Raw genomic sequence first — 22,810 nt, forward strand, 5'->3', positions numbered from 1 at the left:
ACCGTGAGCACGCGGGAAGCGTATCAGCGCTTGCGCGACGCAGCCCTGGGTGTTCACGCCCTGCAAATAAGCGCCCACCGCCACGATGGCCTGGTCGATGTGACGATCGAAGGCTGGCAGATGACCCTGGCCGTGGACGCTGAAGGCCTTGCCCATTGCGTCCACTGCCAGGCACCCAACGGCGATCAGGCCGGGCTTGAAGACTGGTACCGCTACGGCACCAACCCGGCCGACCTGCTCAGCCTGTGGGAGCGCACTCAGCTGGAAACACGCCTGGCACGCTGACGCAGCGCGTCCTCGACAAAGTCCAGGCGGTCTTGCCCAAAGAACATCTCATCACCAACAAAGCAGGTCGGTGCGCCAAACACGCCGCGCGCCACCGCATCCTCCGTCGCCTGCTTGAGCGCAGCCTTCACTTGCACATCGCCGGCCAGCGCACTGAATGCGGCAATGTCGAAGCCCGCCTGTTCCAGGGTCTGTTGCAACACTGCCGCGTCACCCAGATTGCGCCGCTCGCCCCACATCCCAGTGAACAATGCCCTCAACAGCGCCTCGAAGCGCTGCGGGTCTTGCAACTGCGTGCCGATCACCCCGCGCATCAGCATCAAGGTATTGAGCGGAAACCCCGGCGGCAGCCCGAACGGTACACTGTAGCGGGCAGCGAAGCGCCCCAGGTCGGTGAACATGTAGCGACCCTTGGCCGGGATCATTGCCGGGGACGCATTGCCGGTGGCCTGGAACACCCCGCCCAGCAGCATGGGCCGGTAGTGCAGCGTTGCGCCTTGGCGGGCGCACATACCCGGCAGTTGCGTCCACGCCAGGTAGCTGGCCGGGCTACCAAGATCAAAGAAGAATTCGACGGTATTGGTCATGGGTACGGTCCTTGATCGATGAGGGGGCTTACCAGCGTTCCATCCAGGGGCGCAGGTCCAGTTCGAATGTCCAGGCGTCTCGCGGCTGGGCGTGAAGGAACCAGTAGCTGTCGGCAATATGAGCCGGGTCAAGGATGCCATCCTGGTCCTTCAGGGCGTAGCGCTCGGGGAAGCTGTCACGAATGAACGCGGTATCGATGGCACCATCCACCACCACATGGGCCACATGGATATTGCGCGGCCCCAACTCGCGCGCCATGCTCTGCGCCAACGCCCGTAGGCCGTGCTTGGCGCCGGCGAATGCGGCAAAGCCAGCGGCACCCCGTGTACCTGCGGTAGCGCCGGTAAACAGAATCGTGCCGCGTTCACGCACCACCATGCGCCGGGCCACTGCCTGAGCGGTCAGAAACCCGGCAAAACAGGCCATTTCCCAGATCTTGAAGTACTTGCGTGGCGTTTCATCGAGAATGCTGCAAGGCACATTGGCGCCGATATTGAAGACAAACGCCTCGATCGGGCCAATATCACGCTCGATGGTCTCCACCAGCGCAGCCACCTCATCTGCCTTGCGCGCATCGGAGCCAAAGCCATGGGCCTGGCCGCCTGCTGCGCGTATTTCGTCCAGTAGCGGTTGCAGCTTGTCAGCCTGTCGGCGGGTGACGCAGGCGACGTAGCCCTCCTTGGCGAACCGTTTGGCAATCTCGCCCCCGGTGGCATCCCCCGCGCCGATCACAAGCACTACTTTTTGTTGTCGAGTCATGTGCGCCTCTTTGGTGAATGATCGTTTAGTAAACGAACGCTATGTTATGATCGGCCCCATCGTCAAGCCAGCGCGCAGAGGTTCATGAATGCGCTATTCCAGCGAGCACAAGCAACAAACCCGCGAAAAGCTGTTGGCCACCAGCGGTGCGCTAGCCAAACGCGGTGGCTTTACCAGCACCGGCGTGGCCGGGCTGATGAAGGCCATCGGGCTGACCGGCGGTGCCTTTTACAACCACTTCCCGTCCAAGGATGATCTGTTCACCGAAGTGGTGCGTCAGGAACTCTGCAACAGCCCACTGGCACGCCTGGCCAGCCAAGGCGCCAGCCGCGAACGCCTTGGCCGTTGCCTGCAGCAGTACCTGAGCATGGCTCACTTGCACAATGCCGAAGGTGGCTGCCCGTTGCCGCCGCTAGGGGTGGAAATCGCCCGGGCAGACCTTGCAGTGCGAGAGGTGGCCGAGCATTGGCTGGTCGACCTGCACAAGGCCTGGGCTGCCACACTGGAGGATGAAGCGTTGGCCTGGGTGTTGATCAGCCAATGCGTCGGCGCGTTGCTGGTCGGGCGCATGCTGGCCAGTGAGGCGGTGCAATCGCAGGTGCTGGACGCCAGCCGCACCTTCGTTGAAAAGGCCTTGAATGAAACCCGTTAACCTGTTGCTTGGCCTGTGCCTGAGTGCGCCGGTACTGGCCGAGCAAGCCTGCCCACCGGGGCAGTATCAGGTATGCCTGATGGGGTGTTTTTGCGCCCCGGTCGACCCAGGGCAGGCCGGGCAGATCCTCAAGGACGTGGAAGCCATGGCGTCGACCAGCCTGGCCTACGCATTGCGCCAGGCCCGCGACGAAGCCAATGCCAGCGGTAGTGAACCGATCCCCCTGCACATCCGCGCCCAGCTCGAGCCCTGGTATGACTTCGCCGTGCTCGATGCCGTCCGCTTCAGGGTGGGCGACGAACAGCAGATGAGCGCAGCCAATGCCATGCTGCAGAACCCCGACGTGAATGCGGTGACGTTGATCGACACGATCATCTTTCGCCATGCCAGCGATGCGCAAGACAATGTGGCCCTGTGGGCGCACGAGCTCATGCACGTGCAGCAATACCAGGCGCTGGGGCTAGAAGAATTCGCCCGGCGCTACACGCGTGATTTCAATGAGCTTGAAGGGCCCGCTTACAAGATAGAGGCCGAAGTGGCCAAGGCGCTCCGAGAGCGCAGTTCCGGCCAGGCAAGGTAACGTGCAGGAGCGACCTCCCGGCGAGGCCGCTCCTACACACACATCATGACGCCGCAGGAGCCTTTTCGGCCAACCCCTCACGGCTGGCATAACGCTGCGCCAGCACCGCGCAGACCATCAGCTGGATCTGATGAAACAGCATCAGCGGCAGGATCATCGCGCCAATGCCACTGCCCACGAACAGCACCTGAGCCATCGGCACCCCAGTGGCCAGGCTCTTCTTCGAGCCGGCGAACAGGATGGTGATGCGGTCCTCCAGGTCGAAGCCAAGCAGTTTGCCAAGCAAGCGGGTACCGTACAGCACCACCGCCAACAAGATCCCGCACACCACAAACAGCCCCGCCAAGTGTTGTGGCGACACCGTGTGCCACAGTCCGGTAACCACCGCCTCACTGAAGGCGGTGTAGACCACCAGCAGGATCGAGCCCTGGTCCACGACCTTGAGCCAGCGCGCGTTGCGCTTGACCCACGCGCCAATCCAGCGGCGGGCGATCTGCCCGGCTACGAAGGGCACCAGCAGCTGCAGGGTGATCTTCAGCACCGCATCCAGCCCCGAGCCGGTATCACCGCTGGCGCCCAGCAGCATCATCACCAGCAGTGGCGTGAGGAAGATACCCAGCAGGCTGGAAGCCGCCGCGCTGCAAATGGCTGCCGGCACGTTACCGCGGGCCAGCGAGGTGAAGGCAATGGCCGACTGTACCGTGGCTGGCAACGCACACAGATACAGCACGCCCAGGTACAGCTCGTTGCCCACCAGCGGCACGAACAACGGCTTGAACGCCAGCCCCAGCAAGGGGAACAGCACGAACGTGCAGGAGAACACCAGCAAGTGCAGGCGCCAGTGCCCGGCGCCGGCGATGATCGCTTCGCGCGACAGCTTGGCACCGTGCAGGAAGAACAGCAGGCCGATAGCCAGGTTGGTCAGCCAGCCGAAATACACCGCCCCGTCGCCCGAGCAGGGCAGCACAGTGGCGATGAGCACCACCCCGAGCAAGGCCAGGGTGAAGTTGTCGAATAACATGCGCAAATACTTCATAACAGTTTCCGTCTTGTCGTTATGCAACGGCAGACGATAAGGTCTCGGTTTATTTTTCGCTAACGCCGGAACCCCCACCGGTATCGCTCAACGGACAAAGGACTACTTGATGCCACGCTATCGCCTTGCGCCCTTCCCTCTCGCGGCTGCACTGGCCATGAGTGCAATCACCGCGCAGGCGGCCAATCCGCTGCAGGCCCAGGTAGACGAGGTCATCCAGCCGCTCATGCAGGAACACAAAATCGCCGGTATGGCGGTAGCGCTGTACGCCGATGGCCAGGCGCATTACTTCAACTATGGCGTGGCCAATAAGGCGGATAACTCGCCGGTTAGCGCCGATACCCTGTTTGAGGTCGGCTCGCTGAGCAAGACTTACACCGCTACGCTTGCGGCGCTGGCCAGCGCCGAAGGCAAGCTTGACCTAAAGGCCCCTGCCCAGCGCTACCAGCCCGCCCTGGCCGGCACACCGCTGGGCGAAGCCAGCGTGCTGGAATTCGGTGCCTACAGCGCCGACTGCCTGCCATTGCAGTTCCCCGACGCGGTGCACACAGACGAACAGGTGCTGGCCTTCTTCCGCCACTGGCAACCCGTTGCCAAACACGGCACCCAGCGCTGCTACTCGAACCCCAGCCTGGGGTTGTTCGGTGACCTGGCGGCGCGCGCGCAGCAGCGCCCTTTCGCCGAGCTGATGACCGAGGGGCTTCTCCCGCAAATGGGCCTCAAGCACACCTACCTGCACGTACCGGCCGATGCACAGCGGCTTTATGCGCAAGGGTACGACGCGCATGACCAGCCGGTGCGCGTCAGCTCGGGGCCCTTTGCCGATGCGGCCTATGGCATCAAGACCAACGCCACCGACTTGCTGCGCTACGTGCGCCTGCACATGCAGCCGGCCGAACTTGCGCCAACCCTGCAAAAGGCTGCCGCCATTACCCAGGCCGGCTACTTCCAGGTCGGTAGCATGACCCAAGGCCTGGGCTGGGAACGTTACCCCTACCCGGCGTCACTCGACACCCTGGTCAATGGCAACAGCTCCAAGTTCGCCCTTGCGCCACAGGCCACCCGCCGCCTCGACCCCGAGCTCCCGGCCGTGCCTGACGCCTGGTACAACAAGACCGGCGCCACCAACGGTTTCGGTGCCTATGTGGCGTTCATTCCGGCGCAAGGCAAAGCCATCGTACTGCTTGCCAACCGCAACTATCCCAACGAGGCACGCGTGCGCGCCGCGTACCGGATTCTCTCGTCCCTCGACCACTGACAGGCCCTTCCGGCAGGATTGTCGGACAAGATGTAGTGACAAAAAATATTCACTACAAAACGGTTGACGCCGTTCATCGCCCTTGGGCATGATGAGGCTGTCTCCCCGATCGGGAGCGGTGGCAAGGGTGTTCCAGACGGCCTGCGCGGTAACGCAGGCCGTCCGTGGAGAGGGAACTGTCCAAAAGGCAGCGTGTGAAAGCCCCTGTTGCGATGCTGCTGTAGCAGCGTTGGTAGTGCGCTACACCGTGGTAGCGCCAACTGTGAAAATCACCTACGAATGGGTAATGGGGGCTTTATGATGAACTTGAACAACAATCCCACAATCGACCAATTGGCCCAGCTGTTCGCCGTGCGCAAAGACAGCCTCGACGACCATCTGCTGTGGGTCAGCCAGACCGGTGAGGTGCGTCTCGACCGCCTGCCACCGAACACCATCGAAGATGAATTCGAAGAGCACCTGCCAAGCATGCGTGCACGCTTCAAGGTCTACCGACGTGGCCAGGGCTACGTCGGCAAGAAGGCCGCCGCCGACACCGAGTTCGTTGGCCGCGTCCTGCAGACCCTGCAACAAGAATGGCCCGCCGCCCGTGAGCGGGGGGCAGTCAAGGTGATCGAACCACTCAACTGAGTGGCCTCACCCACCATGGAGCCCGGCCCGCAAAGGCCGGGCTTTTTCATGCCCGCCGACGCGTGCGCGCCATCGCTGGCAAGGGCAATGCGCCGGTGGCCAGCGCGCGGGCCCGCTCGACGCCCCAGACCAACGCCCGGGTCATGGTCTCACCCGGGCGCGCTGGGTAATACTCTTCCAGCAATGCCCGGCCATTCCCAGCGTAGATACCGAGAAACAGCTGGGTAGCGCCCAGGCGCGACAGGCGCACCTGCACGTCGAGCGTGGTGCCGTCACTGAGCGCTTCATCGTGGCTGCGGCTGTGCAGTTGAGCGTCCGCCCACTGCCAATAGGTCTCTTCCCTGACTCGCATGAGCATTCGATCTCCCTTTGCTGAAATGCCGCGCCAGAAAACCACATCCACGGCTATCCGGCGAGTGCAACCCGGCGATGCCATGAGCAGCGTCAACGAATATCAACAAAAACCCCGCCGTTCGGCGGGGTTGCTGGAGCGGGATCACTTTTTCAGCGGAACCCGCGGCATGAAGCGGCCCTTTTTGCTGCGCTGCAGATGTGCAGGCTGAAGCTGTTCCGAATCATCCAGCGTCATGTGGGCGAAACCCAGGCGGAATGCCGACTGGCCGCAACGCACTTGGCTGTTGATCGGGAATGCGTCGTTCAGGTCTTCGAAAAAGGATTCGCTCATGCCCTGTCTCCCTCCAGTGAGGTCGCGTCGGCAAGCAGATACGTTGCCTAGGTGAACGCGCCCGGTAAAAGTGAGACTAGCTGGTCATTTGCGGACCGCCCAGACTAAAACTCTGGAGCCGACCAGTGGCACAATGCCTTATTTCAACCTGACCGCCGTGCCGGTGGCGAATACCACGACCATGCCACCCTGCACCGACGGCATGCTGATTTCGAAGTCCACGCCCACCACTGCATCGGCGTGCAACTGCCGTGCCCGCGCCTTCAACTCCTCGGTGGCCTGCTCGCGGGCCTCGCGCAGGGCGCTTTCCAGGCTTTGCGAACGGCCACCGAAGAAGTCGCGAAAACGGGCAAAGAAATCGCGCACGAAGTTGATGCCCTGCACCGATTCGGAGCTGACGACGCCCAGGTACTCGGCAATAGGACGGCCTTCGAGCTGGCTGGTGGTAGAGATAATCATGACGGTGCTCCGTTGGCCTGGCGAAAAGGGCCGATTCTAACAGAGCACCCGGCCCTCAGTGCGCACTAGCCGCCCGCAACCGTTGGCCGATCTTGGCGCCAAACACGTTCACCAGCAGCCCAAGCATCACCAGCAGCGCCCCCCAGCCCTGCAACTCGGTCAGGCGCTCGCCGAGCAACCACGCCGAAGCACTCAGGCCGATAACCGGCACCAGCAACGAGAACGGCGCCACTTTGCCGGCCGGGTGGCGCGACAACAATGTGCTCCACAGGCTATAGCCGAGCATGGTGGCGACAAATGCCAGGTACGCCAACGCCAGTACCGAGCTCCAGCCAATGTTGGCCAGGGCATGGCCGATGCGCTCAGGCCCCTCCAGCCACCACGACAACGCCAGAAACGGCAGCGGTGGAATCAACCCACCCCAGATCACCAGCGCCACCAGGTCGACCGAACCGAAACGCCGCGTGATGATGTTGCCCACGCCCCACATCGCGCCCGCGCAGAGGGTCAGCACCAGCGCCAGCATCGGCACATGGCCACCATCCTCGCTGCCGATCAGCGCCAAGCCGCTGGCGGCCACCAGCAGCCCCAGCAGGCTGGCGAGGCGCAGTCGCTCGCCCAGAAACAGCGCGGCAAACCCTAGCGTGAAGAATGCCTGGGATTGCAGGATCAACGACGCCAACCCAGGCGGCATGCCGCTGTACATGGCCTGGAAAAGGAAGGCGAACTGCCCCAGGGAAATCGTCACGCCATAAGCGATCAGCCAGCGCCACGGCAGCTTCGGCCGCTTGACCAGCAACACTGCCGGGAAGGCCACCAACAAGAAGCGCAATGCCCCCAGCAGCATCGGCGGCAGGCCATCCAGGCCTACCTTGATGACCACGAAGTTGACTCCCCACGCAACAATCACCACCAGGGCGATCAGCAGGTCCTTGAGCGGCATTGCGACATCCTTCTTCAGGCGAGCTAGACATATTTCGTTACAGCATAAGGCTATTCCTTTTCGAGGGACCAGCACAGTTAGGGGGCAGGGTTGCGCAACAGTGCGGGGGCGCTTTGCGCCCCCTTCCGACCGGTCCGGCGCCCCGGCAAGGCCGCGCCTACAGGAACCGCGCTGGCCCGCCAGGCCTCAGTCCCGGTAACCCGGCGCCACCCGCTCGAGCATCCGCAGCAATGCCCCCCATGCCAGCGCCACTGCATCCGGGTCCGACAACTCCCCCTGTTTCAGCCCCTGCATCGGTGCATTGAACTGCCGCTCGGTCCGTTCACACACGGCGGCAGGCGGCAGTATCAGCTGCCCGGCACTCTGCGCCGCCAACTGAATCTCGCAGGCCTTTTCCAGGTAGTACATGCGCAAGAAGGCTTCGGCAACGCTACGGCCGGTTGTCAGCAGCCCATGGTTACGCAGGATCATCACCGGCCTGTCCCCCAGGTCGGCGACCAACCGCTGCTGCTCATCCAGGTCCAGGGCAATACCTTCATAATCGTGGTAAGCCACCTTGCCATGGAACTCCATGGACATCTGGTTCACCGGCAACAGGCCGCACGCCAGCGCCGCCACCGCGCAACCGGCACGCGTGTGGGTGTGCAGCACGCAGTGGGCGTCTTCACGGGCTGCGTGGATAGCACTGTGGATGACGAACCCGGCCGGGTTGACCGGGTGCGTGGTCGGCGCTACAGGCTGCCCATGCAGGTCGATTTTTACCAGGTTGGAGGCCGTGATCTCGTCGAACAGCAAACCGTACGGGTTGATCAGAAAGTGGTGCTCCGGCCCGGGCACACGCAGGGATATATGGGTGAAGATCAGGTCGCTCATGCGAAAGTGGGCGACCAGGCGATAACAGGCAGCCAGCTCCTGGCGCAGGGTCTGTTCGGTAAGGGTCATGTATCGTTGGTCCTGTAGAGAGGCAGCATTGAACGTCAGGTTACTTGCTGGCCCAGGCATTGAATCGCTGTTCCAGTTCTTCACCATGGTCAACCCAGAATTCCACATTCATCGCCAAAGCCCCTTCCAGGTTTTGCGGCGACGTCGGCACCCAGCTGGCCAAGGACGGCGCGAGCTTGGCCGCTGCCTGAGTATTGGTCGGCCCGTAAGGGATCTGCTCGACGTAACGCACCTGGGTATCGGCTTGGTTGGCATAGGCGATCAGCCGTTTGGCCTGGTCGACATGCCGCGAACCCTTGATGATCGCCCAATAGTCCATGCCATACAGGCTGCCCGGCCACACCAGTGCCAGCGGGCTGCCCTGCTGGGCCGCCACGGCGATGCGCCCGCTGTAGGTAGACGTCATCACCACATCGCCGGCAGCCAGCCACTGCGCCGGCTGGGCACCGGCGTCCCACCACTGCACATAGGGCTTGAGCTCACTGAGCTTGGCAAAGGCGCGGTCGACACCCGCCGGCGTTGACAGCACCGTGTAGACATCCTCGACCTTGACCCCGTCGGCCAACAAGGCGAACTCCAGGTTGTACACCGCACGCTTGCGCAGGCCGCGCTTGCCCGGGTACTTCTGCACGTCCCAGAAGTCGGCCCACGAGGCCGGGGCCTGGGCCAGCTTGTTGCGGTCATAGGCGATCGCCACGCTCCACACCAACGCGGCAGACCCACAGTCCTGGGCGGCGTCCGGGATCAACTCGGCGGCATGGCCCAAGCGCTGCCAGTCGAGGTGCTCGTAGATGCCCTCATCGCAACCGCGCATCAGGTCGGGCCCTTCGATCTGCACCACGTCCCAGTCGACGTTGCCGGTATCGGCCATCACCTGGATGCGGGCCATTTCGCCGTTGTACTCGCTCTGGATCAACTGGCTGCCGTCCTTGGCGCTGAACGGTTTGAAGATCGCCTCATCCTGGGCTTTCTGACCGGCGCCGCCATAGCCGACTACAACCATTTGCGGCGCCGCTTGCGCACTGCCTAGCCCCAAAGCCAGAAGCGCTGCGCAAAGGCCGGTACTGCGAGGGAATGCATGCATCGAGGTTTCCTCCTGCCGGTGCCCGTGGGGCCCGATTTCTTGTTGTTGTGAGGTCACGCCCTCCTCGGAGGGTGATGAAAACCTAGCTGCGCCCAAGTAAAAAAACAAGTTGATTTTTTACTGTCGCTACACTTTCATAACCAAAACAAGAACAACACCACACCGGAGCCGCCTGTATGCAAACCGCCTTCCCCCACCTGTTCGAAGCCTTGCAGATTCGCGGCAAACGCCTGAAAAACCGCATCATGTCCACGGGACATGACACCTGCCTGCCCACCGACAACCTGGTCAACGACAAGCTCATCGCCTACCAGCGTGCACGGGCTGCAGGCGGCGTCGGCCTGATCGTGCTGCAGGTGGCCGGTGTGCACGACAGCGCCCGCTACACCTCGCACGTACTGATGGCCACCGACGATACCTGCATCGAAGGCTACCGGCGCCTGGCAGAAGCCTGCCATGAGCACGGTACGGTGGTGCTCTCGCAACTGTTCCACCCTGGGCGGGAGATCATGGAGTCTGCCGATGGCTTGCTGGCGGTCGCCTACTCAGCCTCGTCGGTGCCCAATGAACGCTTCCGGGTGATGCCGCGCGCGCTGGACCAGGCGATGATCGATGAAATCGTCCAGGGCTATGCCAGCGCGGCGCGGCGCCTATACCAGGCGGGGCTGGATGGCGTCGAGGTAGTGGCCAGCCATGGCTACCTGCCCGCGCAATTTCTCAACCCGCGGGTCAACCTGCGTACCGATGGCTACAACGGCGACCTGGCGCAGCGCCTGAGGTTTTTGCGCGAAGTGCTGGCAGCCGTGCGTGCTGCCACCGACGAGCAGTTCATCGTCGGCCTGCGCATCAGCGCCGACGAACGTGACAGCGAAGGCCTGAGCGAGGACGAGTCGCTGGCCGCCGCCGAGGCGCTGCAAGGCCAGCTCGACTACCTGCACATCGTCGCCGGTACCTCAGCGTCGCTGGGCGGTGCGGTGCATATCGTCCCCCCCATGGCCATCGAGCCTGCGTACCTGGCACGCGAAGCCGGCACGTTCAAACAGCGCCTGGACATTCCGCTGTTCGTCACCGGGCGCATCAACCAGCCGCAGGAGGCAGAGCTGATCCTGGCGCGTGGCCAGGCCGACGTGTGTGGCATGACCCGCGCACTGATCTGCGACCCGCTGATGCCGACCAAGACCGAGCACGGCCAGGTCGAAGACGTGCGCGCCTGCATTGCCTGCAACCAGGCCTGCATCGGTCACTTCCATCGCGGCCTAGCGATCTCGTGTATCCAGCATCCGGAAACCGGCCGCGAACTGCAATACGGCCACCTGACGCCAACCCCTTCGCCCAAACGGATCCTGGTGGCAGGCGGCGGCCCGGCCGGCATGAAGGCAGCAGCCGTCGCCGCCGCGCGCGGGCACCACGTCACACTCTTTGAAGCCGGCCCGCAACTGGGCGGCCAGGTGTTGCTGGCACAACTGCTGCCACGGCGCAGCGAGTTCGGCGGCGCCAGCACCAACCTGCAACGGGAAATGGCCTTGGCAGGCGTGGAGGTGGTGCGCAACACGCGGGTCGACCGCGCACTGGTCGAGCGCGAGCGCCCTGACCTGGTGATCGCCGCCACCGGCGCCACGCCCTACTGGCCGGCGTTCGAGCGCGCCGGTGACCTGCAGGTGGTGGATGCTTGGCAAGTGTTGCGCAACGAGGTCAAACCCGGGCGTTCAGTACTGGTCATCGACTGGCGCTGCGACTGGATAGGCCCTGGCATCGCCGAGCGCCTGATGCGCGAGGGGCATCAGGTGCAACTGGCGGTCAACGGCACCCATTGTGGCGAGAACCTGCCCTTGTATGTACGCGATCAACTGGCCGGCGAACTGCATCGCCTGAGCATCCCCATCACCCCCTACGCCCGCCTCTACGGCTGCGACGACAACACCGTGTACCTGCAGCACACGGCCAGCGGCGAACCGATGATCTTTGAAGGCATCGACACCCTGGTGCTGTGCCTGGGCCACCAGCCCAATGACACCTTGGCGGCGGAACTGGACGGCCTGGTGGAAGTGCGGCGCGTCGGCGACTGCCTGGCGCCGCGTACTGCAGAAGAGGCGATTCACGATGGCCTGACGGTTGCCTGGGCGCTCTGAGGCTGTACATACTGCCGCTTTCCCGATGGACCGATGCGCATGAGCCAACCCTCGCAGCCCCCCTGCGCCACCGAAGACGGCGGCGCCGCCCCGCAGTTCCTGGGCACCCGCATCCGCGGCCTGCGCAAACGCCGCGGCATGACCCTGGCGGAGCTGGCCGCACAAAGCGAACTGACGGCCGGTTACATCAGCCAGCTGGAGCGCAACCTCTCTTACCCGTCGATCCCGGCGCTGTTCAATATCGCCCGCAGCCTGGGGGTGACCATCCAGTGGTTCTTTGCCAGCGAGGCCGTTACCGCCCCAGAAGACCAGGGCTACGTGGTACGCCGTAACAGCCGCCTCAGCGTGCACTACGAAGACGGCATCGTCGACCAACTGCTCACGCCACAACCCAACCGCCAGCTGGAAATCCTTCACTCGCGCTTTCCGCCGGGCACCTATAGCCAGCAGAGTTACAGCCATGATGGCGAAGAGGCTGGCTATTTGCTCAGCGGCAGTTTTGAATTGTGGGTAGGCGAGCGGTACTTTCAGCTTGGCGAAGGCGACAGTTTCAGCTTCTCCAGCCAGGAACCCCATCGTTATGGCAACCCCGGTGACGTGGATGCCGTGGTGATCTGGGTCATCACCCCGCCGACGTTCTGAAGCCGCCACGCGGCCCCTTTCGATCAGGTCATCTGCCTATGACTGAACACGCCCAGCAGCTCGAGCCTGCGTTGCAACCGGTCGACCACCCGCGCGCCGTGGTCTTCGTCGCCTACCCGCAAATGGGGCTGCTCGACCTCACGGGTGCGCAGACGGTGTTCTGGGCTGCCACCAAAGCCATGGCTGCACAGGGCCGGCCGGGCTATCGACTGCACACCGCCAGCCTCGACGGCGGCCTGCAGCCAACCGCCGAAGGCCTGGTGGTGGCGACTGAAACACTGGACGACGTGATGGCGCAGGCCGTCGACACCCTGGTAGTACCGGGCGCACCGGATATCATCCGCACCCTCCCCGACCACGCCGCATTGGTCGCCTGGTTGCGCCGCGCCGCGGTAAAGGCCAGGCGCACGGCCTCGGTGTGCAGCGGTACCTTTCTGCTGGCCAGCGCAGGCTTGCTCGACGGGCGCCGCGCCGCCACCCACTGGGCGATGTGCGAGGTGCTGCGCCGCGATTTCCCTGCGGTGCAGGTGGACCATGAATCGATCTTCGTTCAGCAAGGCACGCTGTGGACATCTGCCGGCGTCAGCGCCGGCATCGACCTGGCCCTGGCTCTGGTCGAGCAGGACTGCGGCCGCGAAGTCGCGATGCAAGTGGCCCGCGAGCTGGTGGTATTTCTCAAGCGGCCCGGCGGCCAGGCGCAGTTCAGTGAACTGCTCAAGCTGCAGGGGCGCGATTGCAGCGAATTCGAAGCACTGCACCTGTGGCTGAACGCGCACCTCGGCGACCCACGCCTGACCGTCGAGCACCTGGCCGAGCAGGCGCACATGAGCGTGCGCAACTTCACCCGGGTGTACAAGCTCAAGACCGGCCGCACCCCGGCCAAGGCCATTGAAGTGTTCCGCCTGGAAGCCGCCCGCCGCCTGCTGGAAAGCGCCGACAGCCACATCGAGCAGATTGCCCGGCAATGCGGCTTTGGCAGCGAAGAGCGCATGCGCCTGGCGTTCCAGCGCCACCTTGCGGTCACCCCGCGCGACTACCGCGCGCGCTTTGCGCGCAATCTATCGTTGGCCGAAATTCAGGGTTCTTTGGCCTAGGGTGTAGCGCTTCGTCACTCGTAACATCGTTGTCCACAAAGACGGGCTACTTTTGTTTACCCGGACATTCCAGGAGCACAACGATGAAAAATATCCTGATCATTGGCGCGGGCTTCGCTGGCCTGTGGAGCGCCCTCAGCGCCGTACGCCAGCTGGACCTTAACGCGCGCAAGGATGTCGAGGTAACGCTGCTGGCGCCGCAGGCCGAACTGCATGTGCGCCCGCGCTTCTACGAACCTGACGTGCACACCATGGCCGCTCCACTGCAGGCGCTGTTCGAAGCGGTCAACGTGCGTTTCGTGCAAGGCACCGCCTTTCACATCGACGAAGCAGCCCGGCGCGTGCGCTATCGCACGCAAAGCGGTACCGAGTGCGAACTGGGCTATGACCGCCTGATCATGGCCTGCGGCAGTGTGCTCAACCGGCCAGACATGGTCGGCATCGAGCATGTTTTCGATGTCGACAAGATTGACAGCGCCGCACGGCTGGAGACGCACCTCAAGTCCCTGGCCAACCTGCCAGACACGCCTGCCCGCAACACCGTGGTGGTCGCCGGTGGTGGCTTCACCGGTATCGAGACTGCCACCGAGCTGCCGGCGCGCTTGCGCAGCATTCTCGGTGAACAGGCAACACTGCGGGTGGTGGTGATCGACCGTGGCGCCAGGGTCGGCGCAGCCCTGGGTGACGGCATCCGCCCTGCGATCGAGCAGGCCTGCGAGGCATTGGGGGTGGAATGGATCTGTGGCGCCACGGTGGCCTCGGTGGACCCCGACGGCGTTCTGCTGGACAACGGGCAACGCATCGATGCCAGCACAGTGATCTGGACCGTGGGCTTCAAGGCCAACCCGTTGACCGAGCAGATCAGCGGCGAACGAGACCGCCAAGGCCGGTTGCACGTGGACGGTAACCTCAAGGTCAAGGGCAACGACGCGGTCTATGCGGCGGGCGACGTGGCCTACGCAGCGTGCGACGAGGTGGGCAACCATGCGGTGATGTCGTGCCAGCATGCCATCCCACTGGGCCGCTACGCCGGCAACAATGCGGTTGCCGAGTTGATTGGCGTGGCACCGATGACCTACAGCCAACCCAAGTACGTCACCTGCCTCGACCTGGGCGCCTGGGGCGCGGTGTACACCGAAGGGTGGGAGCGCCAGGTATCGCCCCCGGAAGACAAGGCCGAGGCCAAGCTGCTGAAGTCGCAGATCAACACGGTCTGGATCTACCCGCCCGCTGCCAATGATCGTGCGGCAGCCTTGGCGGCGGCTGACCCGACGATACCGGTAGCCTGATACGCCTCAAATCGCCGGCAAGCCGGCGATTTGAGGCTGGTGCAATCAAGCGGCGGCGAACAGCTCGTTGGCAATCTGCGCCTGTGCAGCGTCGATGGCCTGGCTGCGGTGCTCTGGGCCGTAGGCCAGGCCGTGGGCGCGAACGATCTCCAGGTCGGTGACGCCGATGAAGCCCAGGAACACTTTGAGGAAGTCCTCGTGGCCGGCACCGGTCGGCTGGCCAGCGTGCAGGCCACCGGCGGTGGACACCAGCACCACCTTCTTGTCACCGCACAGGCCTTCAGGCCCAGCTTCGGTGTAACGGAAGGTCTTGCCGGCGACGGCAACCCGGTCAATCCAGGCCTTGAGCTGGGTCGGCACGGTGAAGTTGTACATCGGCGCACCGATCACCACGGCATCGGCGGCGAGGAATTCTTCCAGGGTTTCGGCGCTCAGCTTGGCTTCGAAGGCCTGAGCCGCATCGCGCATATCTTCAGGCGTGCCGGCGGCCACCAGGGTCGCGGCCGAGAAGTGGGCGATGGCATCGGCAGCCAGGTCACGGTAAACCACTTCCAGGCTCGGGTTGCTGGCCTTCCAGGCTTCGACCACTTCGCGGCTCAGCTGGCGGGAGGCGGAATTGTCGCCCAGGATGCTCGAATCGATGTGCAACAGTTTCATGGGACTCTCCTGTAATGAAGACCGCGGCGTGGGCGATCATGATGGGGAGAATCCTACCGGGATGACTAATAGCTGATAAGCAGGCAAAAATGCGTTAGTTTGTCCCACTGATGGAACAGTGAGAAACTCCCATGCAAGACCTCAATGACCTCTTCTATTTCGCCCGCGTCGTCGAGGCCGGTGGCTTTGCTGCGGCCGGGCGCCAGCTAGGCATCCCCAAGTCGCGCCTGTCGCGGCGTATCGCCGAACTTGAAGAACGCCTGGGCACACGCCTGCTGCAGCGCACCACGCGGCAACTGAAACTGACCGCCGTCGGCGAGCGCTACCTGCACCATTGCCAGGCCATGCTGTTGGAAGCCGAAGCTGCCGACGAGGCCGTGGCCAGCATGAGCAGCGAGCCGCGCGGGCGCTTGCGAGTCTCCTGCCCGGTGGCACTGGCCCACGCCTTTTTGCCAGACGTGATCAGCCGCTTTCTCGAACAGTACCCGCTGGTGCAGTTGGACATGGTGCTGCTCAACCGCCGAGTCGATCTGATTTCCGAGGGTATCGACGTCGCCCTGCGTGTGCGCGACCTGGGCGATGAGGACCCGGCCCTGGTCACGCGCCGGCTACGCCAGGCCCAGATGCAACTGGTCGCCGCGCCGGGCTTTGCCGATCACATTCGCGAGCCTGGCGAGCTGGCCTCGTTGCCAGTGCTGGGTGCTGCCGAGGCCGACCGGCTGGTGCACTTCCGCCTGTTCGGGCCCAATGGCCGCCAACAGGAAATCGCCCTGGAACCGCGCCTGGCCATCGACGATTTCGTGGTGCGCAACGCCGCGGTACGCGCCGGGCTGGGCTTCACTGCGCTGCCCAGCATGTTCTGCGAAGAGGAACTGGAACGTGGCGAGTTGGTGCGCTTGCTGCCGGACTGGCAACTGCCGGGTGGCTATCTGCAGGCGGTGTACCCACACCGGCGCGGTGTATTGCCCGCAGTGCGCGTGTGGATCGATCATCTGGCGGCGTCGTTCGAGGCCTGTGGAGAGCGTTATGTCTGAGCGAAAAATGACTGAAGCGCAGGTGGCAGCCTTCTGCCTGAGCCTGCCGGGTGCTCGAGAAGACTATAAATGGGGCGGTATCCGGGTGTTTTCGGTGGCAGGCAACAAGATGTTCGCCGTGCTCGACCTGGCGGGTGCAGGGTTGTCGTTCAAGGTCGCCGATGAGCTGTTTCTAGGCTATTGCGACCGCCCTGGCGTGCGACCCGCGCCGTATCTGGCGCGGGCGCGATGGATCAGCATGGCGCCCCCTTACCCCATGGGGCGCGACGAACTGTGCGACCTGCTGCAGCGCTCGCACCAGTTGGTGGTGCGGCGGCTGGCGAAGCGCCTGCAGGTGGGGCTGCTGCTCTGATCGAGGCGTCAGAGCCAAGATGACAGGTGGCGCCCGAGGAACAGGTAATCGAGCCAGAACACCTGATGCAGCAGCACAATCCCCCAGAACATCAGCTGATACGACACTTTGCGCGTCTTGTGCCGAAACAGCTGCTGGGCAACCAGTGCGCCGGGCCAGCCACCGCACAGTTCGCTGGCATGCAGCACGTTCTCTGGCGTGCGCCACGTTTGGGTGCGGGCCTGCTGCTTGTCCTGCCAGTACAGCAGCAGGCTGATCAGGCTCACCGCCGGGTACAGCGCCAAGGGCAGCCAGGACTGATCGTTCCAGGCCATCTGCGCCGCACCCAGGCCCGGTAGCAGGCACAGCACGCCCAACACCAGCAACTTCAGGCGCACGTTGCGTACGCCCTCCTCGTTTTGCGCCCTGGCCATGTCAGCTGTGCGCCGTCGACCAGTCGACCCAGCCAAACTGCCAGGTCGCCAGAATCAGCAGGCCAAAGGCAATGCGGTACCAGGCGAACGCCGCATAGCTGTGGTTGGCGATGAACTTGAGCAGCGCACGCACGGCGATCATGGCGAAGATGAACGAGGTCACGAAACCGATGGCGAACACCGGCAAATCACTTGGCTGGAACAGGTCGCGGTACTTGTAGCCCGAATACACCGCCGCGCCGACCATGGTCGGCATCGCCAGAAAGAATGAGAACTCGGTAGCCGCCTTGCGCGACAGCCCGAACAGCAAACCACCGATGATGGTCGAACCGGAGCGCGAGGTGCCAGGGATCATGGCCAGGCATTGGACAAAGCCAATCTTCAAGGCATGGCTCCAGCGCATTTCGTCAACGTGGTCAACCTCCACGCGGTGGGCGCGGCGCTCGGCCCAGAGCATGATCACACCGCCCACTACCAAGGCCGCTGCCACCGTGATCGGGTTGAACAGGTATTCGTGGATCAGGTCGGCGAACAGCACGCCCAATACCACCGCCGGCATGAACGCCAGCAGCAGGTTGCCGGTGAAGCGCCGGGCCGTGGGCTGGCTGGTGAGGCCGAACACCACGTCCAGAATCTTGCGGCGAAACTCCCACACCACGGCCAGGATCGCGGCAAGCTGGATGATGATGTTGAAGGCGATGGCCCGTTCGCCATCAAAGCCGATCAGGTCGGCGACAATGATCTGGTGCCCGGTACTGGAGATCGGCAAGAACTCCGTCAACCCTTCGACCACGCCTAAGATGATTGCCTGTAAGGCAGTCCAAAAATCCATCATTCCCCCGATGGAGCGCTGCTGCTTGCAGGCCCCTTGTTCTTGATTTGCTTGAAGTTGCCGCACGCGGCCCGGCTGTTTTACAGCGACAGTTGGGCGCAATGCCAGTGGAAAAGTTCACGCTGCCTAAAGGTTTCATCTTGCGCGGCCGAAATCCTATCAGAGCGGCTTTGCAATGGCTTGCGCCGCCTGCTGCAGAGTACGCCTAGACTAGCACTTAGCCATTAGTCGGGTGGGGGCCTGCCGCAAAGCATGCTTGGATGCACCTGAAGAACAAGAACAAGGCGGGAGTGCCTGGATGAAAACCCTGAGATCGATGTCGATCAGCCGTCGTCTATGGCTGATCCTGCTGGTGGCGGTTGCCATGCTGGTGGTACTGGGCCTGCTGATGCTGCGCCAGATCCACGGCGACCTGTACCAGGCCAAGGCGGAAAAGACCCGCCATGTGGTGCAGACTGCAGCCGGTGTACTGGCCTACTACCAGGGCCTGGAAGCGGCCGGCAGCTTGAGCCGCGATGCTGCCCAGCAACAGGCGTTGCAGGTGGTGCGCGCGCTGCGTTACGACCACGACGACTATTTCTGGATCAACGACCTGGGGCCGAAGATGATCATGCATCCGGCCAACCCCAAGCTCGACGGCCAGGACCTGTCTGCCATTCGCGACCCCGACGGCTTTGCCGTGTTCAACGAAATGGTCAGCCTGGCCCGCAGCCAGGGCGCCGGCCCGGTCAATTATCGCTGGCCCAAACCCGGCGCCAGCGAGCCGGTAGCGAAAACCTCTTATATCCAGTTGTTCAAGCCGTGGGGCTGGGTCATCGGCTCGGGCGTGTACATCGATGACGTGCAGGCCGAATTTGCCCGGCAATTGCGCGATGCCTCACTGGCGGGCCTGGGCATCGCCCTGCTGATGGCACTGCTGGTCATGCTGATTGCCCGCAGTATCGCCCGCCCCTTGCAAGAGGCCGTGCAGGCCATGGGCAACATCGCCAGCGGCGAAAGCGACCTGACCCGGCGCCTGGACACCCACGGTCGCGATGAAATCACCCACCTGGGCGAGCACTTCAACCGCTTCAACGGCAAGCTGCAGGGCGTGGTCGGTCAATTGCAGGGCGCCGCCCACGACCTGGCCCGGTCCGCCGGCCACGTCGGTGACAACGCCGGTGCCGCGCAGCAGCACAGTGCCCAGCAGTCACAACAGATGGACCAGGTTGCCACGGCCGTCAACGAAGTGACCTATGCCGTGCAAGACGTGGCCAAGACCGCCGAGCAGGCTGCGGGCGAAATGCGCGCGGCGCAGCAACAGGTGGAGCATGGCCAGCAGGCCATTCACGGCAGCCTCGAACAGATCGATCGCCTGTCGCTGACCATCGATCAGGCAGTCCAGGTGATTCGTGACCTGGCCGGGCACAGCACGCGCATTGGTGGCGTGCTCGACGTGATCCGCTCGATTGCCGAACAAACCAATCTGCTGGCCCTGAACGCGGCCATCGAAGCAGCCCGCGCCGGCGAGCAAGGCCGAGGTTTTGCCGTGGTCGCCGACGAGGTGCGCCTGCTGGCCCAGCGCACGGCCCAGTCCACGGCTGAAATCCACACCATGATCGAGCACCTGCAATGCCAGTCGGACGCTGCGGTCAGGGCGATCGACACCAGCAGCGAGGCCTCGCGCCAGACTGTCGAGCAGGCCCGTGAGGCCGGTGCCAGCCTGGATGCCATCAGCCAGGCGCTGCATAACCTGACTGCGCTCAATGCGTCCATTGCCAGTGCAACCTTGCAACAGTCGCATGTGGTCGAAGAGATCAACCGCAATGTGCTGGACACTGCGGGCTTGTCCCAGCAGACCGCCGAAGCGGCGCGCCAGTCGAGTGATGCCGGGGCGGCGCTGGGGCGGTTGAGCGAGGAGTTGGAGCAACTGTTGCGGCAGTTCCGCGTATAGAGAGGCCTTGCCCTTGAGGGTGCCGCGTTGTAAGTGCGCTGCACCTACTCCTGGGACAATCGACAAGCTACAATCGCGCCCCTCTTCTCGCCTCGCCAAGGATCGCCGATGTCCGGCCTTGAACTCATCGCCGCCGTACTCGGCGTTACCGCCGTCTGGCTCACCGTCAAGCAGAACGCCTGGTGCTGGCCAATCGGCCTGGTCATGGTACTGATCTATGGCTGGCTGTTCTTCGAGGTAAAACTGTATTCGGGGATGTTGCTGCAGGTGGCCTACGCCATATTGCAGCTGTACGGCTGGTGGCAGTGGAAGCGCCCGGGCCGCTCGCAGGACGCCCGCCAGGTCTCGCGCCTGCAAACCCAGGCGCTCTTCACGGGCCTGGCGGTCGGCGCGCTGCTCAGCGCCGCCCTGGGTGCTGCCATGGCCAACTGGACCGACGCCGCCCTGCCCTGGCTGGACGCCACGCTGACCGGTTTCAGCCTGGTCGCGCAGCTATGGATGGCCCAGAAGCGCCTGCAGTGCTGGGCTTTGTGGGTAGTGGTGGACATCGTCTATGTCGGCCAGTACCTGCATCAGCAGCTGTACTTTACCGCTGGCTTCTTCGCGGTGCTTACCCTGATCGCCGTGCGAGGCTGGCTGGAATGGCGGCGTGACCCGGCACTGGTGCAAGCATGAAGGTGCTGGTGCTGTGCGGGCCGGAATCCAGTGGCAAGAGCTGGCTCAGTGGTGTGCTCCAGGCGCATTTCGGTGGGCGGGTGGTGGCCGAATACGTGCGCCATTTCATCGATCAGGAAGGCCGTGATACCTGTTACGCCGACATCCCCGCTATCGCCCGCGGCCAGCTTGAATGGGAAGACCGCGCCCGCGCGCAAGCCCCAGAGCTGTTGATCCTCGACACCCACCTGCTCAGCAACATGCTCTGGAGCCGCGCCCTGTTCGACGACTGCCCGGCCTGGCTGGAACAGGCCTTGCTTGCTAGGCATTACGATCTGCACCTGTTACTGAGCCCGCAAGGGGTGGACTGGGTTGCCGATGGCCAGCGTTGTCACCCTGACCTGGCCGATCGCCAGCGCTTTTTCGACGACAGCCTGCACTGGCTGCAGCGCCACCGGCACACTTTTCAGGTGATTGATGGCAATTGGCCGCAACGCCAGTTGCAGGCGCTGCAAACGGTGGCTACGCTGCTTGATAGCGATACGCCAGCCTGCCCGACCGAGTGTTAAGCCCCTGACACACCCAGGTGGGTGATAGTCCCCGCAAATGCGGGGGTTTCCCCCGTTTCGGGGGCAGTGTCAAGTCCGTGAAACACCCTTGCAAAAATCCCTCCAAGCCATGCCCATGCTGGCTCCAGCCCCTTCGGCCTGAATAATCTGTATCAGCCCTGATACAGAAAATGCGAAACACTCCCAGCGTGTTGAGCTAACTCATTGATTCAAAATCAAATTCAAAACACGGCACAGCTTCTGCTCTCTTCTTCGCATCGCTGAATCGGACCAGCACGCCAAAGAAGGAATTGCCGTCGTGGGGATACTTGATAAAGGCGTCCATCGCCTCCTGCTAATCGCATGCGTTGTGGGGTCAGGGTTGACCCAGCCTGCCCAGGCTGAAAACGGGATCATCATCATTACCCGCGATGTGCAGACGCGCAACGCAGTCATCCCGCCGATGATTCCCGACCCCACCCCGACCACCGTCAATGCCAACCCCTCCGCGCAGATCCTCAGACAGACCCACGAACTGAGCGACGGTGACTTCGCCAGCATCAGCAGCGGTGCTGGCATCAGTGCCCTGGTCAATCAACAGACCAACAACCTGGGCAGCAATCTTACCAACCAGACTCAACTGCCCAACCTCGCTGGGGGGCGTGGCTCAGGTTCCGGCAACGGCATCTCGAACATGGTCAATTCAAGCGTCCAACGCGGCCTGGCCCCGCTGCAAATCTTGACCGGAGGCAAATGAGATGAGGCCTACGCTGCTGCTTCTGGCCACGCTCTGCAGTGCGCCAGCCTTCGCTCAGTCCCCCGTGATCAACAACGCCAGCATCGACAGCTCGGGCAGCCAATACCAGGGCAACCTCACGGTCAATCAAGCTGCCGGCGACCTGCAGCAGCAGGCCAACGCCCGCGCCATCGCCGTGGGGCACGAGGCCAGCGCCACCACCCAGATAAGGCAACGGCTCGGCACCCCTGTCGACCGCGCCATGGATGCCAGCTCAAGCATCCAGGGCGATGCTTTCAGCCAAGGCAGTGGCGCGCTGGGGGTCAACCAGAGCGCCGGGGCCGGCACCCAGCAAGCCAACGCACTGCGCATCAGCCTCAGTACTCAACCGCAAAGCATCGACGACAGCGTCCTCATGCAACAGAACGTGGCGCTGCTCAACAACTCCGATCCAACTGACGCCGCATCCGGCCATCGCCAGGTCACCACCAGTGACCAGGCATTCACCGGTAGCCGTGGGGTGATTCAGGTGAATCAGAGTGCCGGGGTGGGAAACCGAATGGCCAACACCCTGAGCATACGGGTCGCGGACTGAC

Annotated in this window: 28 protein-coding genes; 16 read left to right on the forward strand and 12 right to left on the reverse strand. The window is 63.5% G+C overall.

Annotated elements, in window-relative coordinates; genetic code table 11:
- The first annotated feature begins 60 nt into the window (after positions 1-60).
- Positions 61-285, forward strand: coding sequence for a hypothetical protein (locus tag LOY26_RS14215; protein ID WP_371856430.1), 225 nt, complete (start codon positions 61-63; stop codon positions 283-285).
- On the opposite strand, the gene LOY26_RS14220 is transcribed toward LOY26_RS14215, so the two are convergent.
- Both LOY26_RS14220 and LOY26_RS14225 read right to left on the reverse strand, forming a co-directional pair.
- On the reverse strand, positions 258-872 hold the full coding sequence (locus LOY26_RS14220; RefSeq protein ID WP_186655757.1) for a 2-hydroxychromene-2-carboxylate isomerase: 615 nt from the start codon (positions 870-872) through the stop codon (positions 258-260). The genes LOY26_RS14215 and LOY26_RS14220 overlap by 28 nt on opposite strands.
- Before the next feature lie 28 nt (positions 873-900).
- The gene (locus tag LOY26_RS14225; protein WP_186655761.1) at positions 901-1,632 is read right to left on the reverse strand and encodes an SDR family oxidoreductase; all 732 of its coding nucleotides are present in this window, start codon (positions 1,630-1,632) and stop codon (positions 901-903) included.
- Positions 1,633-1,720: 88 nt separating this feature from the next.
- Here LOY26_RS14225 and LOY26_RS14230 point away from each other — a divergent pair, with 88 nt between their 5' ends.
- Both LOY26_RS14230 and LOY26_RS14235 read left to right on the forward strand, forming a co-directional pair.
- Positions 1,721-2,284: a TetR/AcrR family transcriptional regulator gene (locus LOY26_RS14230; RefSeq protein WP_186655763.1), complete on the forward strand. Its 564-nt coding sequence runs from the start codon at positions 1,721-1,723 to the stop codon at positions 2,282-2,284.
- The gene (locus LOY26_RS14235) at positions 2,271-2,864 is read left to right on the forward strand and encodes a DUF4157 domain-containing protein (RefSeq protein ID WP_047583028.1); all 594 of its coding nucleotides are present in this window, start codon (positions 2,271-2,273) and stop codon (positions 2,862-2,864) included. Before LOY26_RS14230 ends, LOY26_RS14235 begins: the two co-directional genes overlap by 14 nt.
- A 43-nt stretch (positions 2,865-2,907) precedes the next feature.
- Here the strand turns inward: LOY26_RS14235 and LOY26_RS14240 are convergent, their stop codons facing one another.
- Positions 2,908-3,900: a bile acid:sodium symporter family protein gene (locus LOY26_RS14240; RefSeq protein WP_033698311.1), complete on the reverse strand. Its 993-nt coding sequence runs from the start codon at positions 3,898-3,900 to the stop codon at positions 2,908-2,910.
- 109 nt (positions 3,901-4,009) lie between these two features.
- On the opposite strand from LOY26_RS14240, the gene ampC reads away from it, so the two are divergent.
- Together ampC and LOY26_RS14250 are read left to right on the forward strand one after the other, a co-directional pair.
- Positions 4,010-5,158 (forward strand): class C beta-lactamase, encoded by a 1,149-nt coding sequence (gene ampC, locus LOY26_RS14245; RefSeq protein WP_258713673.1) that lies wholly within the window; start codon positions 4,010-4,012, stop codon positions 5,156-5,158.
- A gap of 297 nt (positions 5,159-5,455) precedes the next feature.
- Positions 5,456-5,788: a hypothetical protein gene (locus LOY26_RS14250; protein WP_033698313.1), complete on the forward strand. Its 333-nt coding sequence runs from the start codon at positions 5,456-5,458 to the stop codon at positions 5,786-5,788.
- Between the two features lie 46 nt (positions 5,789-5,834).
- Here LOY26_RS14250 and LOY26_RS14255 read toward each other — a convergent pair whose 3' ends face one another.
- The 6 genes from LOY26_RS14255 to LOY26_RS14280 all read right to left on the reverse strand — a co-directional run bounded on the left by LOY26_RS14255 (position 5,835) and on the right by LOY26_RS14280 (position 9,901).
- Positions 5,835-6,146: a hypothetical protein gene (locus LOY26_RS14255; protein WP_047583027.1), complete on the reverse strand. Its 312-nt coding sequence runs from the start codon at positions 6,144-6,146 to the stop codon at positions 5,835-5,837.
- Positions 6,147-6,284: 138 nt separating this feature from the next.
- Positions 6,285-6,473, reverse strand: a complete 189-nt coding sequence (locus tag LOY26_RS14260; protein ID WP_033698317.1) for a hypothetical protein — start codon at positions 6,471-6,473, stop codon at positions 6,285-6,287.
- Positions 6,474-6,611: 138 nt separating this feature from the next.
- Entirely contained in the window at positions 6,612-6,932 is a 321-nt protein-coding gene (locus LOY26_RS14265) for a YbjQ family protein (protein ID WP_186665076.1), read from the reverse strand.
- Between the two features lie 55 nt (positions 6,933-6,987).
- A complete protein-coding gene (locus tag LOY26_RS14270) occupies positions 6,988-7,875 on the reverse strand; it encodes an EamA family transporter (RefSeq protein ID WP_047583026.1) in 888 nt (295 codons plus the stop codon).
- A gap of 186 nt (positions 7,876-8,061) precedes the next feature.
- On the reverse strand, positions 8,062-8,877 hold the full coding sequence (locus tag LOY26_RS14275) for a class II aldolase/adducin family protein (protein WP_258713674.1): 816 nt from the start codon (positions 8,875-8,877) through the stop codon (positions 8,062-8,064).
- Complete coding sequence (locus tag LOY26_RS14280; RefSeq protein WP_095064408.1) at positions 8,858-9,901, reverse strand: ABC transporter substrate-binding protein; 1,044 nt, start codon at positions 9,899-9,901, stop codon at positions 8,858-8,860. The genes LOY26_RS14275 and LOY26_RS14280 overlap by 20 nt, the downstream gene beginning before the upstream one ends.
- Before the next feature lie 176 nt (positions 9,902-10,077).
- Between LOY26_RS14280 and LOY26_RS14285 the strand changes: the two genes are divergently transcribed.
- From LOY26_RS14285 to LOY26_RS14300, 4 genes are all read left to right on the forward strand, one after another.
- On the forward strand, positions 10,078-12,030 hold the full coding sequence (locus tag LOY26_RS14285; protein WP_186655774.1) for an FAD-dependent oxidoreductase: 1,953 nt from the start codon (positions 10,078-10,080) through the stop codon (positions 12,028-12,030).
- A 39-nt stretch (positions 12,031-12,069) separates the two neighbouring features.
- Positions 12,070-12,672 carry a helix-turn-helix domain-containing protein gene (locus LOY26_RS14290; protein ID WP_186665080.1) on the forward strand — a complete coding sequence of 201 codons (603 nt, stop codon included), beginning with the start codon at positions 12,070-12,072 and terminating at the stop codon, positions 12,670-12,672.
- Positions 12,673-12,710: 38 nt separating this feature from the next.
- Complete coding sequence (locus tag LOY26_RS14295; RefSeq protein ID WP_186655783.1) at positions 12,711-13,766, forward strand: GlxA family transcriptional regulator; 1,056 nt, start codon at positions 12,711-12,713, stop codon at positions 13,764-13,766.
- Positions 13,767-13,849: 83 nt separating this feature from the next.
- On the forward strand, positions 13,850-15,055 hold the full coding sequence (locus tag LOY26_RS14300) for an NAD(P)/FAD-dependent oxidoreductase (RefSeq protein WP_186665082.1): 1,206 nt from the start codon (positions 13,850-13,852) through the stop codon (positions 15,053-15,055).
- A gap of 45 nt (positions 15,056-15,100) precedes the next feature.
- On the opposite strand, the gene LOY26_RS14305 is transcribed toward LOY26_RS14300, so the two are convergent.
- A complete protein-coding gene (locus LOY26_RS14305; protein ID WP_033698333.1) occupies positions 15,101-15,712 on the reverse strand; it encodes an FMN-dependent NADH-azoreductase in 612 nt (203 codons plus the stop codon).
- Between the two features lie 131 nt (positions 15,713-15,843).
- Between LOY26_RS14305 and LOY26_RS14310 the strand changes: the two genes are divergently transcribed.
- Positions 15,844-16,746 carry a LysR substrate-binding domain-containing protein gene (locus LOY26_RS14310; protein WP_033698334.1) on the forward strand — a complete coding sequence of 301 codons (903 nt, stop codon included), beginning with the start codon at positions 15,844-15,846 and terminating at the stop codon, positions 16,744-16,746.
- Positions 16,739-17,098: an MmcQ/YjbR family DNA-binding protein gene (locus LOY26_RS14315; RefSeq protein ID WP_033698336.1), complete on the forward strand. Its 360-nt coding sequence runs from the start codon at positions 16,739-16,741 to the stop codon at positions 17,096-17,098. Before LOY26_RS14310 ends, LOY26_RS14315 begins: the two co-directional genes overlap by 8 nt.
- Before the next feature lie 8 nt (positions 17,099-17,106).
- Here LOY26_RS14315 and LOY26_RS14320 read toward each other — a convergent pair whose 3' ends face one another.
- Positions 17,107-17,511, reverse strand: coding sequence for a DUF1294 domain-containing protein (locus tag LOY26_RS14320; protein WP_033698338.1), 405 nt, complete (start codon positions 17,509-17,511; stop codon positions 17,107-17,109).
- A 1-nt stretch (position 17,512) separates the two neighbouring features.
- A complete protein-coding gene (locus LOY26_RS14325; RefSeq protein WP_258713675.1) occupies positions 17,513-18,343 on the reverse strand; it encodes an undecaprenyl-diphosphate phosphatase in 831 nt (276 codons plus the stop codon).
- A gap of 298 nt (positions 18,344-18,641) precedes the next feature.
- Here LOY26_RS14325 and mcpP point away from each other — a divergent pair, with 298 nt between their 5' ends.
- The 5 genes from mcpP to LOY26_RS14350 all read left to right on the forward strand — a co-directional run bounded on the left by mcpP (position 18,642) and on the right by LOY26_RS14350 (position 22,809).
- Positions 18,642-20,276, forward strand: a complete 1,635-nt coding sequence (gene mcpP / locus LOY26_RS14330; protein ID WP_258713676.1) for a methyl-accepting chemotaxis protein McpP — start codon at positions 18,642-18,644, stop codon at positions 20,274-20,276.
- A gap of 108 nt (positions 20,277-20,384) precedes the next feature.
- Positions 20,385-20,951, forward strand: a complete 567-nt coding sequence (gene pnuC, locus LOY26_RS14335) for a nicotinamide riboside transporter PnuC (protein WP_033698341.1) — start codon at positions 20,385-20,387, stop codon at positions 20,949-20,951.
- Complete coding sequence (locus LOY26_RS14340) at positions 20,948-21,499, forward strand: AAA family ATPase (protein ID WP_033698344.1); 552 nt, start codon at positions 20,948-20,950, stop codon at positions 21,497-21,499. The genes pnuC and LOY26_RS14340 overlap by 4 nt, the downstream gene beginning before the upstream one ends.
- Before the next feature lie 298 nt (positions 21,500-21,797).
- Positions 21,798-22,235, forward strand: coding sequence for a hypothetical protein (locus LOY26_RS14345; RefSeq protein ID WP_258713677.1), 438 nt, complete (start codon positions 21,798-21,800; stop codon positions 22,233-22,235).
- A gap of 1 nt (position 22,236) precedes the next feature.
- Positions 22,237-22,809 carry an adhesin gene (locus LOY26_RS14350; protein ID WP_186655799.1) on the forward strand — a complete coding sequence of 191 codons (573 nt, stop codon included), beginning with the start codon at positions 22,237-22,239 and terminating at the stop codon, positions 22,807-22,809.
- Position 22,810: the final 1 nt, after the last annotated feature.

The organism is Pseudomonas sp. B21-047 (assembly GCF_024748775.1).
GTDB lineage: Bacteria > Pseudomonadota > Gammaproteobacteria > Pseudomonadales > Pseudomonadaceae > Aquipseudomonas > Aquipseudomonas capeferrum.